At 65.2% G+C, this 15,116-nt stretch carries 2 protein-coding genes (1 of these 2 cut by a window edge); both read left to right on the forward strand.

Features of this window, described 5'->3' with window-relative positions:
* Positions 1-12,435, forward strand: coding sequence for a non-ribosomal peptide synthase/polyketide synthase (locus M1E16_RS08400; RefSeq protein ID WP_458129628.1), 12,435 nt, complete (start codon positions 1-3; stop codon positions 12,433-12,435).
* Positions 12,435-15,116, forward strand: partial view of a non-ribosomal peptide synthase/polyketide synthase gene (locus M1E16_RS08405; RefSeq protein WP_458129629.1) — the 5' end (the start) only. Its footprint extends 10,908 nt past the window's final position; the window shows 2,682 of its 13,590 coding nt (coding positions 1-2,682); the start codon lies at positions 12,435-12,437; its stop codon lies beyond the right edge, outside the window. The genes M1E16_RS08400 and M1E16_RS08405 overlap by 1 nt, the downstream gene beginning before the upstream one ends.

Genomic DNA, 15,116 nt, shown 5'->3' on the forward strand with positions numbered 1-15,116 from the left:
ATGAATGCTGAAGACGCCTTGAAACTTGCTCGCCGGTTTATCGGGTTGCCCCTGGACAAGCGCCAGATGTTCCTGGCAGCGCTGGACAAGGAGGGCGTGGATTTCAGTCGCTTCCCCATTCCCCAAGGCGTCGAAGCCGACGACCGCCAGGCCCTGTCCTATGCCCAGCGCCGCATGTGGTTTCTCTGGCAACTGGACCCCGACAGCGGTGCCTACAACCTGCCCGGCGCGGTGCGGCTCAAGGGCGCGCTGAGCCTGTCGGCGCTGGAGCAGGCCTTCGCCAGCCTGGTGGCCCGCCATCAAACCCTGCGCACAGTGTTCCAGCGCCATGCCGACGACAGCCTGGTGCAAGTACCTACCGATGCACCGCTGGTGATCGAGCAACAGGACCTCAGCGCATTGCCGGCAGGCGAGCGCGAGAACGCAGTACGTCAAGCCGCCGAAGCACAATCGATGCGCCCCTTCGACTTGTCGCGCGGCCCTTTGCTGCGGGTCGAACTGCTCAAGCTTGATCAGCAGGAGCACGTGTTGCTGCTGACCTTGCATCACATCGTCTCGGACGGCTGGTCGATGAACGTGCTGATCGACGAGTTCATCCGCTGCTACGACGCCCACGAGGCAGGCGTGGCCCCGCAACTGGCCGACCTGCCGATCCAGTACAGCGACTATGCCCTGTGGCAGCGTCGCTGGCTGGAGGCCGGCGAGCAGGCGCGGCAGCTGGCGTACTGGCAGGCACAACTGGGCGATGAACATCCGGTGCTGGAGTTGCCCACCGACCATTCGCGCCCGGCGATGCCCAGCTATCGCGGCAGCCGCTATGAATTCGCCATCGACGCCGCATTGGCGGAGCAACTGCGCAGCACAGCCCAGCAGCAGGGCGTCACGCTGTTCATGCTGCTGCTCGGCGCGTTCAATGTGCTGCTGCATCGCTACAGCGGCCAGTCCGATATCCGCGTCGGCGTACCGATCGCCAACCGTAACCGGGATGAGGTCGAAGGGCTGATCGGCTTCTTCGTCAACACCCAGGTACTGCGTACCGGACTGGACGGCCAGCTCCGTGTCGACGAGTTGCTGCGCCGGGTCAAAGAAACCGCGCTCGGCGCCCAGGCCCATCAGGACCTGCCGTTCGAACGCCTGGTCGAAGCGCTCAAGCTGGAGCGCAGCCTCAGTCATACGCCGTTGTTCCAGGTGATGTACAACCATCAGCCGCACGTGGCGGACGTCACCACGATCCGCACGGCGTCCGGGCTGGAACTGGGCATGATCGAATGGCAGGCGCGCACCACCCAGTTCGACCTGACCCTGGACACTTATGAAAAGGCCGGCACGCTGCACGCGGCGCTGACCTACGCCAACGACCTGTTCGAGGCGCCGAGCATCGCGCGCATGGCCCGGCATTGGCTGCGATTGCTCACGGCGATGATCGCTGATCCGTCCCGGCGCATCGGCGAACTGCCGCTGCTCGACGCTGACGAACACGCCACCCTGGTCCACGGTTGGAACGCCACGGCGCAACGCTACCCGACCGCGCAGTGCATGCATCAACTGATTGAAGCCCAGGTGGCGCGCACCCCGGACGCACCGGCGCTGGTGTTTGCTGAGCAAACCCTGAGCTACGCCGAGCTCGATGCCCGCGCCAACCGACTGGCTCACCTGCTGCGGGAGCGCGGCGTGCGGCCGGACAGCCTGGTGGGGATCTGCGTCGAGCGCTCGCTGGAAATGGTGGTGGGCCTGCTGGCGATTCACAAGGCCGGCGGCGCCTATGTGCCGCTGGATCCTGAGTACCCGCAGGAGCGCCTGGCCTACATGATCGAGGACAGCGCCATCGGCTTGCTGCTGACCCAGCGCTCGCTGTCGGCGGCGCTGCCAACCGACGGCGTCGAGGTGATCGAGCTCGACCAGGTGGCCGGCTGGCTCGACGGCTACAGCAAGCGTCGTCCCGACATCACGCTTGATCCGCTGAACCTGGCCTACGTGATCTACACCTCCGGCTCCACCGGAAAACCCAAGGGTGCCGGCAACAGTCATGCGGCGCTGGTCAATCGCTTGTGCTGGATGCAACAGGCCTATGCCTTGGATGGCAGCGACGCGGTGTTGCAGAAAACTCCGTTCAGCTTCGACGTGTCGGTGTGGGAATTCTTCTGGCCGCTGATGACCGGAGCCCGACTGGTGGTCGCCGCGCCAGGCGCGCACCGCGATCCGCTGCAACTGATCGAGACCATCAATCGCCATCGCATCAGCACGCTGCACTTCGTGCCGTCGATGCTGCAAGCGTTCATTCATGAGCCAGGCGTGGAAAGCTGCGAAGGTCTCAAGCGCATCGTTTGCAGCGGTGAAGCGCTGCCGTTGGACGCGCAACACCAGGTCTTCGCCAAGCTGCCGAACGCTACGCTCTACAACCTCTACGGCCCGACCGAAGCGGCCATCGACGTGACCCACTGGACCTGTGTCGATGAAGGCGTCGATTGCGTGCCGATCGGTGTCCCCATCGCCAACCTGCGCACCCATGTGCTCGACGCCGATCTGTCGCCGGTGCCGTGGGGCGTGGCGGGCGAGTTGTACCTCGGCGGGGCGGGGCTGGCGCGCAGTTATCACCAGCGTCCGGCGCTGACCGCCGAGCGTTTCGTGCCGTGCCCGTTCCATGCCGGCGCACGCCTGTATCGCACCGGTGATCGCGTGCGCCAGCGCGCCGACGGCGTGATCGAATACCTCGGCCGTCTCGATCATCAGGTCAAGTTGCGCGGCCTGCGCATCGAGCTCGGCGAAATCGAAACCCGCCTCTTGCAACACCCGCTGGTGCGCGAGGCCGTGGTGCTGGTCCAGGACGGCAAGCACCTGGTGGGCTACCTGGTGCTGGAAAACAGCGAGCCGCACGAGCAGTGGCAGCAGGACCTCAGGGCTTGGCTGCTGGCGAGCCTGCCGGAATACATGGTGCCGACCTATCTGATGCCGTTGGCCAGATTGCCCGTCACCGCCAACGGCAAGCTCGACCGCAAGGCCCTGCCACAACCGGACGCCGCGCCCCGGCAAACATTCGTCGCCCCGCAGGATGCGCTGCAAGTTGCCCTGGCCGAAATATGGCAGGACGTACTCGGCGTGGAGCGCGTCGGCCTCGAAGACAACTTCTTCGAGCTGGGCGGCGACTCGATCATTTCCATCCAAGTGGTGAGCCGCGCGCGGCAGGTCGGTATCCGCATTCATCCCCGCGATCTGTTCCAGTACCAGACCGTGCGCAGCCTGGCGCTGGTCGCCACTCGCGACAGCCACAGTGCTGTGGATCAGGCGCCAGTTACCGGCGATGCTGTGCTCGGGCCGATCCAGCGGCAGTTCTTCTCCCAGGCGATGCAGGCCCGTGACCACTGGAACCAGTCGCTGTTGCTGACCGCCCGCGAGCCGCTGGATGCACAGCGGCTCGACGCGGCGCTGACCTGCGTCATCAACCACCACGACGCCTTGCGTCTGCGCTTTGTCGAAGACGCCGACGGTTGGCGGCAGGGCCACGGGCCGCTTGTGCAAAACGCCGATCTTTGGCAACGCGAAGCCCGATCCATCGAAGACCTCGCTGCACTGTGCGACGAGGCGCAGCGCAGCCTGAAGCTGCAGGACGGTCCGCTGCTGCGCGCCATGCTGGTGGACCTGGCCGACGGGAGCCAGCGGCTGGCGCTGATCATTCATCACCTGGTAGTGGACGGTGTGTCGTGGCGCGTGTTGCTGGAAGACTTGCAGCAAGCCTACGAACAACTGGCGGCGGGCGGCGCGGCCACGTTGCCGGCCAAGACCAGCGCGTTCCAGAGCTGGACCGCGCGGCTCAGTGCCGAAGCGTCGCGCTTCGACGATCAGTTGGCCTACTGGCAAGCCCAGCACCAGGGCGCGGCGGACATTCCTTGTGATCGTCCGCAGGGCAGCCTGCAAAATATCCACGGCGCGAAGATCGAATGGCGCCTGGACGCCGAGCTGACCCGGCAGTTGCTGCAACAGGCCCCAGCGGCCTATCGCACCCAGGTCAACGACCTGTTGCTGACCGCGCTGGCCCGCACCATCAGCCACTGGAGCGGGCAGCCGGGCACGCTGGTGGAACTGGAAGGCCATGGCCGCGAAGAGCTGTTCGACGACATCGACCTGACCCGCACGGTCGGTTGGCTGACCACCCTGTTCCCGGTGAAGCTCACCGTTACCGACGACCTCGACGGTTCGATCAAGACCGTCAAGGAGCAACTGCGCGGCGTGCCGGACAAAGGCCTGGGGTATGGCGTGCTGCGGCATCTGGCGGCGCCTTCGGTACAAGCGACATTGGCCGGTCTGGCGCAACCGCGCATCACCTTCAATTACCTCGGCCAGTTCGACCGTCAGTTCGACGAAACGGCGCTGTTGCTGCCATCCGGTGAAGGCAGTGGAGTCGCCCAGGACCCGACCGCGCCGCTGGCCAACTGGCTGACCGTGGAAGGCCAGGTGCATGGCGGCGAGCTGGCGCTGAGCTGGGGGTTCAGCCGTGAAATGTTCGACAGCGCGACCGTGCAGCAACTGGCCGATCAATACGCCCTCGAGCTCAAGGCGCTGATTCGACATTGCGTCAGTCTGGCGACGCCGCAAGCGACGCCGTCGGACTTCCCGCTGGCGCAAATCAGCCAGGCGCAGCTCGACCATCTGCCGGTGGCGGCTGGCCAACTCGACGATATCTACCCGCTGTCACCGATGCAGCAGGGCCTGTTGTTCCACACGCTGTACGAGCAGGCGGCGGGCGAGTACGTCAACCAGCTGCGGGTGGACGTGCAAGGCCTGGATGCCGAGCGATTCCGTGCGGCGTGGCAGGCCACCGTCGCTGCGCAAGACATCCTGCGCAGCGGCTTCGTCTGGCAGGGCGAATTGCCGCAGCCGCTGCAGATTGTTCACAAGCAGGTGCGCCTGCCGTTCACGGTGCTCGACTGGCGCGAGCGTACCGAGCATAGCCAGGCTCAGGCCCGGGCCCTTGCCGCGCTGGCTGACGCAGAACGCGCGCAAGGTTTCGAGCTGAGCCAGGCACCGCTGTTGCGCCTGGTGCTGGTGCAGACCGGCGCTGAACAATGGCATCTGATCTACACCCATCACCACATCCTGATGGACGGCTGGAGCAATTCGCAATTGCTCGGCGAGGTCATGCAACGCTACAACGGCCACGCGCCGGGCCGCATCGCCGGACGTTATCGCGATTACATCGCCTGGCTGCAACGTCAGGACGGCCAGTTCAGCCAGGACTTCTGGAGCGAGCAACTGGCCGCGCTGCAAGAACCGACCCGGCTCGCCCGCGCGGCCTCGGGCGATGCAGGCCAGAGCGGCCATGGCGATCACTTCCTGACGCTGGATGCGCCACGCACCAAGGCACTGGAGACCTTCGCCCGCCGGCAGAAAGTCACCGTCAACACGCTGGTGCAAGCGGCGTGGCTGCTGTTGCTGCAACGCTATACCGGGCACCAGACCGTGGCATTTGGCGCGACCGTGGCCGGGCGGCCGGCGGATCTGCCCGGTATCGAACAGCAGGTCGGCCTGTTCATCAACACCTTGCCGGTGATCGGCACGCCGCGCCCCGACCAGACGGTCGGCCAGTGGCTGCAAGCGGTGCAGGCGCAGAACCTGAGCCTGCGGGATTTCGAGCACACGCCGTTAGCGGACATCCAGCGTTGGGCCGGGCAGGGCGGGGAGGCGCTGTTCGACAACCTCCTGGTGTTCGAGAATTACCCGATCGCCCAAGCCTTGCAGCAGGGCACCGACAGCGATGTCACCTTTGGCGACGTGGCCAATCTTGAGCAGACCCACTATGCCCTGAGCGTGGCGGTCACCCTCGGTGAACAACTGGCGTTGCATTACAGCTACGAGCGTCGACAGTTCGCCGACGAGGTCATCAACCAGATCAGCGCTCACCTGCTGCACTTGCTTGAGCAATTCAGCCAGGACGCCGAACGCAGCCTGGGCGAAATCGCCTTGGCCAGCGCCGCGGAGCACGCGCGGCAACAGGCCGACAATCACCCGCAGCCTTATCCGGTGGACATCGCCGTGCATCAGCGGATCGCCGCGTTGGCGACCGAGCGCCCGCAACGCACGGCGGTGATCTTCAATGGCCGGCACTTCAGTTACGGCGAGATCGACCGGCGCGCAAACCAACTGGCCCATGCCTTGATCGCCCGTGGCGTCGGCGTCGAAACCCGCGTCGGCGTGGCCCTGCCGCGCAGCGAAAGCGTGATCGTCGCGCTGCTGGCGGTGCTCAAGGCCGGCGGCGCCTACGTGCCGTTGGACATCAGCTATCCCCGGGAGCGCCTGGCGTACCTGATGGAAGACGCCGGCCTGGCCTTGTTGATCAGTGACACCTCGGTGGCGGCGCAAATGCCAGTGGCCGAATCGCTACCGCTGCTGGAGCTGGATCGGGTCGATCTGCGCGAGCTGCCTGTCGGTGCGCCGCAGGTGCGACTCGATCCGCAGAACCTCGCCTACGTCATCTACACCTCCGGCTCCACCGGCAACCCCAAGGGCGTCAGCGTGGCCCACGGTCCGCTGGCGATGCACTGCCAGGCGATCGGCGAGCGTTATGAAATGCGCGACAGCGATTGCGAATTCCATTTCATGTCGTTCGCTTTCGACGGGGCCCATGAGCGCTGGCTCACCAGCCTGACCCACGGCGCCTCGTTGCTGATTCGCGATGACAGCCTGTGGACCCCGGAGCAAACCTACAACGCCATGCGCGAGCACGGCGTGACGGTGGTCGCGTTCCCGCCGGTGTACCTGCAACAACTGGCCGAGCACGCCGAGCGCGAAGGCAACCCGCCGAAAGTGCGCATCTACTGCTTCGGCGGCGACGCGGTGGCCAATACCAGCTTCGAACGGGTCAAGCGCGCCTTGCAGCCTGAGTACATCATCAACGGCTACGGCCCGACCGAAACCGTGGTCACGCCGCTGATCTGGAAGGCCGGCCGCGAGGTGGCTTGTGGCGCGGCCTACGCGCCGATTGGCAGCCGCATCGGCGACCGCAGCGCCTACGTGCTCGATGCCGACCTGAACCTGCTGCCACAGGGCATGCCCGGTGAGCTGTACCTGGGCGGCAGCGGCCTGGCCCGGGGTTACCTGAACCGTCCGGGGCTGACCGCCGAGCGTTTTGTCGCCGACCCGTTCAGCGCCGGCGGCTTGCTGTACCGTACCGGCGACCTGGTGCGCCAGCGCGCCGACGGCACCTTCGATTACCTCGACCGTATCGACAACCAGGTGAAGATCCGTGGTTTCCGCATCGAACTGGGTGAAATCGAAGCCAGCCTGCAAGCCCTCGACGGCGTGCGCGAAGCGGTGGTCGCGGCCCAGGAGGGTGCTGCCGGCAGCGGCAAGCGCCTGGTGGCCTACGTCGTGGCTGATCAATGGGTGCCGGATGACTTCGCAGAGAATCTGCGCGAACAACTCAAGGCGACCTTGCCGGCGCACATGGTCCCGGCCTATCTGCTGTTGCTCGAACGGCTGCCGCTGACCCCCAACGGCAAGCTCGATCGCAAGAACCTGCCCAAGCCCGACGCCAGCCAATTGCAGCAAAGCTACAGGGCACCGCGCAGCGCGCTGGAGCAGCAACTCGCGGCGATCTGGCAGGACGTGCTCAAGCTTGAGCGGGTGGGCCTGCGCGATAACTTCTTTGAACTGGGCGGCGATTCCATCGTCTCGATCCAGGTGGTTAGCCGCGCCCGTCAGGCCGGGATTCACTTGACGCCCAAGGACCTGTTCCAGCACCAGACGCTTGAGATGCTGGCGACCGTGGCCCGCCAGGGCGAAGCTGCGCAAGTCATCGATCAGGGCCCGGTGACGGGTGAGCTGGCGCTGCTGCCAGTGCAACGCTTGTTCTTCGAGCAAGCGATACCGCAACGTCATCACTGGAACCAGGCGGTGCTGCTCAAGCCGACCGAGCCTCTGGAGGCGTCGACTCTGAATCAGGCGCTGAGCGCGCTGGTGCTGCATCACGATGGCCTGCGCTTGAGCTTCACGGAGCAGGGCGAAGGCTGGAAGGCGGCTTACCGTCCTGCGGACGTTCACTGCGAAGACCTGCTCTGGACCGTGGACGCACCTGATGCCTCGGCCTTGCACAGCATCGCCAACGAAGCCCAACGCAGCCTCGATCTGCAAGACGGGCCGCTGCTGCGGGCGGTACTGGCGACCTTGGGCGATGGCAGCCAACGCCTGTTGTTGGCGGTGCATCACCTGGTGGTCGATGGCGTGTCGTGGCGCATTCTGTTCGAGGATCTGCAACGCGCCTACCGACAGCTGTCCAGCGGCGCAGCGTTGCAGCTACCGGACAAAACCACCTCAGCGCAGGTCTGGGCCGAGCGCCTGCAAGACCATGCCCGCAGCCCGGCGCTGCAACAGCAATTGGCCTTCTGGCAGACCCAGCTCGAAGGCATCGATGCGCGCTTGCCGATGGATCATCCACAAGGCGGCCAGCAGAACCGCCTCGCGCTGACGGTGCGTACGCGACTGAACGCCGCACTGACCCGACAACTGCTGCAAGACGCGCCCAAGGCCTATCGCACCCAGGTCAACGACTTGCTGCTGACGGCTTTGGCGCGGGTCATGGTGCGCTGGACCGGCGCCGACAGTGCGCTGATCCAGCTCGAAGGCCACGGCCGCGAAGCGCTGTTCGACGATGTCGACCTGACCCGCACCGTCGGCTGGTTTACCAGCCTGTACCCGGCCCGACTCACGCCGCAGGCCGATCTTGGGGATAGCCTCAAGCAGATCAAGGAACAACTGCGGGCGATCCCGGACAAAGGCCTCGGTTTTGGTGCCTTGGCGCATCTGGCGGATGACGCTACGCGGGCAAGTCTGGCGCGGCTGCCGACGCCAGGCGTGACCTTCAACTACCTGGGCCAGTTCGACGCCAGCTTCGACGCAGCCGACGGCGCCTTGTTCGTGCCAGCCAACGAAGCGGCCGGCGATGAGCTGGACGCTGAAGCACCGTTGTCGAATGTGCTGGCGTTGAACGGCCAGGTGTTCAATGGCGAACTGAACCTGGGCTGGACCTTCAGCCGCGAGCAGTTCAACGAGGCGACCATCCAGGCCTTGGCCGACGAGTATGCGCTTGAGTTACAGCAGCTCATCGAGCATTGCTGCCAGGGCGGACATCACGGTGTGACGCCATCGGACTTCCCGCTGGCGAGCCTGAGCCAGCAGCAACTGGACGGGCTGGCGCTGCCGATGGCGCAGATCGTCGACCTGTATCCGTTGTCGCCGATGCAGCAAGGCATGCTGTTCCACGGCGTGTATGGCGACGCCACCGGCGACTACATCAACCAATTGCGCCTGGACGTGGAAGGGCTGGACCCGCAGCGTTTCCGCCAGGCCTGGCAAGCGGCGGTGGACGCCCACGACATCCTGCGCACGCGGTTTGTCTGGCAAGGGGATCTGCCGGCGCCGGTGCAGGTGGTCAGCAAATACCTGGAGCTGCCTTACAGCGTGCAGGATCTGCGCAGCGATCCGTTGCCTGACCAGGCCTTGCAGGCCCTGGCCGATGCCGAACGCGAGCAACTGGACCTGAGCGCGCCGGCGCTGATACGCCTGATGATCGTGCGCCTCGACGAACAGCGTTATCACCTGATCTACAGCCACCATCACATCCTCATGGACGGCTGGAGCAATTCGCAGTTGCTCGGCGAAGTGCTGCAACGCTACAGCGGTCAATCCGCCACTGTGTCCGGCAGCCGCTACCGCGACTACATCGCCTGGCTGCAACGCCAGGACGCGGCGGCCAGCGAAGCGTTCTGGAAACCGGCGCTGCAACAGCTGGAGGCGCCGACACGATTGGCCGATGCGGTGGCCAAACCGGCCGACATGGGCAGTGGTTACGGCGATCATATCCACGTGCTGGACGAAGCGTCGACCCGTCGCCTGGAAGCCTTCGCCCGCGCCTCGAAAGTCACCGTCAACACACTGGTGCAAGCGGCGTGGCTGCTGCTGTTGCAGCGCTACACCGGCAAAACCACCGTGGCTTTCGGCGCAACCGTGGCCGGGCGTCCGGCGGATTTGCCCGGCATCGAGCAGCAGATCGGTCTGTTCATCAACACCTTGCCAGTGATCGCCAGTTCTCGGGCCGAGCAGACGTTGGACAGCTGGCTGCAAGCGGTGCAGGCGCAGAACCTCGCCTTGCGCGAATTCGAGCACACCGCGTTGCTGGATATCCAGCGCTGGGCCGGGCAGGGCGGTGACGCGCTGTTCGACAGCCTGCTGGTGTTCGAGAACTACCCAATTGCCCAGGCGCTGGAGCAGGGCGCGCCGGACGGTTTGCGTTTTGGTTCGCCAGTGACTCAGGAGCAGACCAACTATCCGTTGACGCTGCTGGTGGGGTTGGAGCGGCAGTTGTCAGTGCACATGAGTTATCAACGGGCGAGCTTTGCTCCGGATATGGTTGAGCGGTTGGCGGCGCATCTGGGGCAGTTGCTCGGGCAGATGAGCGCCAATGGCGAGCGCTGCCTGGGTGAACTGTCGATGCTGGAATTCGATGAGCATCAACGTTTGACCCATGATTGGAACCCGGTCGATGCGCCGTTCGAACAGGACCTGTGCATTCATGAGGTCATTGCGCGCCAGGCCGACGCTTCGCCGGATGCCCTGGCAGTGACCTTCAATGATATTCGCCTGAGCTACAGCGAACTCGACGGCCGCGCCAATCGCCTGGCCCACAAACTCATCGAACTGGGCGTCGGCCCGGAAGTGCGGGTCGGCGTGGCGATGCCGCGTTCCGAGCAATTGCTGATCGCCTTGCTGGCGGTGCTCAAGGCCGGTGGCGCGTACGTGCCGCTGGACCCGGATTACCCGGCCGAGCGCGTGGCCTACATGCTTGAGGACAGCCGTGCGCGGGTGTTGCTGACCGAACAGGCGGTGGCGCAGACGCTGACGGTTCCGGCCGAGACGCAAATGCTGATGCTCGATCAGCTCGACCTTTCACGTTATCCGTTGAGCGCACCCGTTACCCAAGTCACCCCGGACAACCTCGCCTACGTCATCTACACCTCCGGCTCCACCGGCAAACCCAAGGGCGTGGCCATCGCCCACCGAAACGTCTTGGCGCTGATCGACTGGTCCAGAACCGTCTACAGTCGCGACGACATACAAGGCGTACTGGCTTCCACCTCGGTGTGTTTCGACCTGTCGGTGTGGGAGCTGTTCGTCACCCTCGCCAACGGCGGCTCGCTGATCATCGCCCGCAACGCCCTGGAACTGCCGCACCTGCCGGCCCGCGATCAGGTGCGCCTGATCAACACCGTGCCTTCGGCGATCGCCGCGTTGCAGCGCAGCGGCGAGATCCCGGACAGCGTGCGCATCATCAATCTGGCCGGAGAGCCGCTGAAGCAGAGTCTGGTGGATGCCCTCTACCCGACACCCAAAACCTGTGGGAGCGAGCCTGCTCGCGAAGGCGTCCCGTCAGTCACCCCATCATTGATTGACCCAGCGCTTTCGCGAGCAGGCTCGCTCCCACAGGTAAGTGTGGGGGTTGAGCATGTCTACGATCTGTATGGCCCCTCGGAAGACACGACTTATTCCACCTGGACCCGCCGCACCGCCGGCGGCACGGCGAACATCGGTCGCCCGCTCAAGCACACCGCCAGTTACCTGCTGGACGCCAACCTGCAACCGGTGCCGCAAGGCGTCTCGGCGGAGCTGTACCTGAGCGGCGCGGGCATCACCCGGGGTTACCTCGGGCGCGCGGCGATGACCGCCGAGAAATACGTGCCGAACCCGTTCTCGACCACCGGCGAACGCCTGTATCGCACCGGCGACCTGTGCCGCTATCGCGCCGATGGCGTGCTCGAATACCAGGGCCGACTCGACCATCAGGTGAAGATCCGCGGCTTCCGCATCGAGCTGGGCGAAATCGAGGCGCGGTTGCTGCAGCAAGCCGAGGTAAGCGACGTCGCCGTGCTGGCCCAGGAAGGGCCGGGCGGGCAGCAGTTGGTGGCTTACGTGGTTGCCCCGGCGCTGCAGCAGGAGGCTAAAACGCTGCGCGACCCGCTCAAGGCACACCTGCCGGACTACATGATCCCGGCGCACTGGCTGTTCCTCGACCACCTGCCACTGACCCCCAATGGCAAGCTCGACCGCAAGGCCTTGCCGAGCATCGAGGCCGGGCGCTCACAAAACGCTTACGAAGCACCGGTCAGCGACCTTGAACAGCAAGTCGCAGCGATCTGGGCCCAGGTGCTCACCGTCGAGCGCGTGGGCCTGCACGATCACTTCTTCGAGCTGGGCGGCCACTCGTTGCTGGCGGTCACCGCCGTTTCGCGCATGGCTCTCGAACTGGGGTTGAGCCTGACCCCGCAGCTGTTATTCCAGCACCCCGTCCTGAAGGATTTTATCGCCCGACTCGACAGCGGCGGCGGGCCGATCAACGAACAGAAACTGAACAAGCTGGACGCCCTGCTTGATGAAATGGAGGAAGTCTGATGGACAAGAGTGTTGCTTTGAGGGTTGCCAAGCGCTTTATCACTCTGCCGCTGGACAAACGCCGGCTGTACCTGGAAAAGATGCTCGAAGAGGGCGTCTCGCCGGCCAACCTGCCGATCCCCGAGGTGCGTTCCGGGTTTGAACAGGTCCCGCTGTCCTACGCCCAGGAGCGCCAGTGGTTCCTCTGGCAGATGGACCGCCACAGCTCGGCTTACCACATCCCCAGCGCCTTGCGCCTCAAAGGGCAACTGGACGTGCCGGCGCTGGAGCGCAGCTTCAATGCCGTGGTCGAGCGCCACGAAAGCTTGCGCACCACGTTCGCCGAGCACGGCGAGCAAACCCTGCAGATCATTCATCAACATATGCCCTTGAGCATCGCGGTCGAGGCGCTGCCCGCCGGTTCTACGGTCAGCCAGGACGAACGCATCAAGGCCTGCGTCGAAGGTCAAACCGCGCGTCCGTTCGATCTGCGCCGAGGGCCGTTGCTGCGGGTTTCGCTGTTGAAAATCGCCGAGGACGACCATGTCCTGGTGCTCATCCAGCACCACATCATTGCCGATGGCTGGTCGATGCAGGTGCTGGTGGATGAACTGGTCCGGCACTACGCCGCCGACATTGGCGGCCAGCCGCTGGCCTTGCCGGACCTGCCGGTGCAATACGCTGATTATGCGATCTGGCAACGGCACTGGCTGGAGGCGGGGGAGCGTGAGCGGCAACTGGCCTATTGGGTCCAGACCCTCGGTGACGAGCAACCGGTGCTGGAACTGCCGTTCGATCATCCGCGCCCACCGGTGCAGAGCTTTCGTGGCGCGCGCCTGGATTTGAACCTGAGCGCGGAACTGGCCACCGCGCTAAAGCAGCTGGCCCAGCGTGAAGGCGCCAGCCTGTTCATGGTCTTGCTGGCCTCGTTCCAGGCGCTCCTGCACCGCTACAGCGGGCAACCGCAGATCCGCGTGGGCGTGCCGACGGCCAACCGCAACCGGGTCGAGACCGAAGGGCTGATCGGTTTTTTCGTCAACACCCAGGTACTCAGTGCCGACGTTTATGGGCAACTGCCGTTTGATCAGTTGCTCGCCCAGGTCAAGCAATCGGCGATGGCGGCCCAGGCCCATCAGGACTTGCCATTCGAGCAATTGATCGAGGCCCTGCAACCGGAGCGCAGCCTGAGCCACAGCCCGATTTTCCAGGTCATGTTCAACCACCAGAACGCCGACGCCACTCGAAGCCGGCAGATGCACCTGCCGCAGCTGCGGGTCGAGGATCTGGTATGGGAAGGGCGCACCGCCCAGTTCGACTTGACCCTGGGCACCTATGAAACCGAGCAGGGCATCGCTGCGGAACTGACCTACGCCACCGACCTGTTCGATGCGCAGACCATCGAGCGCCTGGCCGGGCACTGGCAGAACCTGCTGCACGGCATCGTCGATGCGCCACGCCAGCGTATCGGCGAACTGCCGCTGCTCGACCCGGCGCAACAGCAACTCACGCAGCAGCAATGGCTGCGGGTGGCCGATCACACTGACGAAGCCGTTTGCGTGCACCAGCGCATCGCCGAACAGGTGCGCCGCAACCCCGAGGCGCTCGCGCTGACCATCGACGACCAGGCCCTGAGCTACGCACAACTGGACGCGCGCGCCAACCAACTGGCCCATCGCCTGATCGACCTGGGCGTGATGCCCGGCCACTTGGTGGGCATCGCGGTCGAGCGCAGCGTCGAGATGATTGTCGGCCTGCTGGCGATCCTCAAGGCCGGCGCCGCCTATGTGCCGCTGGATCCGGCGTACCCCGAGGATCGGCTGGCCTACATGATCGAGGACAGCGGCATCGGACTGCTGCTGACCCAGGCCCGTTTGCAGGCGCGCTTGCCGATCCCGGCGACGCTCCGGACGTTGCTGCTGGACCAGCCGGGCGCCGCACTGCAAGCAGCCCCGCAAATTTGCCCGGTGGTGCCGCTGACTGGCGAACACCTGGCCTACGTCATCTACACCTCCGGTTCTACCGGCAAGCCCAAGGGCGTGATGGTGCGCCATGGCGCCCTGAGCAATTTCATCCACAGCATGATCGCCGAGCCGGGCCTCGCGCCCGGCGACCGCATGCTGTCATTGACGACGTTCTCTTTCGATATTTTCGGCCTGGAAATCTACGGACCTCTGTCAGCCGGGGCCAGCGTGGTGCTGACCGGCCAGAACGTGCACCAGGACCCGCAAGCGGTGCTGGCGCTGATCGAACAACACGCTGTCAGCGTGCTGCAAGCGACGCCGTCGAGCTGGCGCATGTTGCTCGATCACGAGCAGGCTTCGCTGCTGGCCGGGCGGACCTTCCTCTGCGGCGGCGAAGCGTTGCCGCTGGAACTGGCGCAGCGCTTGCTTGCGCTCTCGCCGAACGTCTGGAACCTCTACGGCCCGACCGAAACCACCATCTGGTCGGCGCTGCATCCGCTGAGCCTGGAGCGCGACCGTCCGTTCCTCGGTAAACCGCTGGACAACACCGCGCTGTACATCGTCGGCAGCGACCTGAGCCTCAATCCGCCCGGTGCGCCGGGGGAGCTGCTGATCGGTGGCGCCGGCCTGGCCCGTGGTTATTTCCAGCGTCCGGCGCTGACCGCCGAACGCTTCGTGCCGGATCCGTTTTCCGCCACGGGCGAGCGCCTGTACCGCACCGGCGACCTGTGCCGTTATCGC

Source organism: Pseudomonas sp. Z2-11, assembly GCF_054161305.1.

Coding starts and splice junctions, on each gene's coding strand:
- M1E16_RS08400 (WP_458129628.1), top strand. CDS start 1: ATGAATGCTGAAGACGCCTTGAAACTTGCTCGCCGGTTTATCGGGTTG.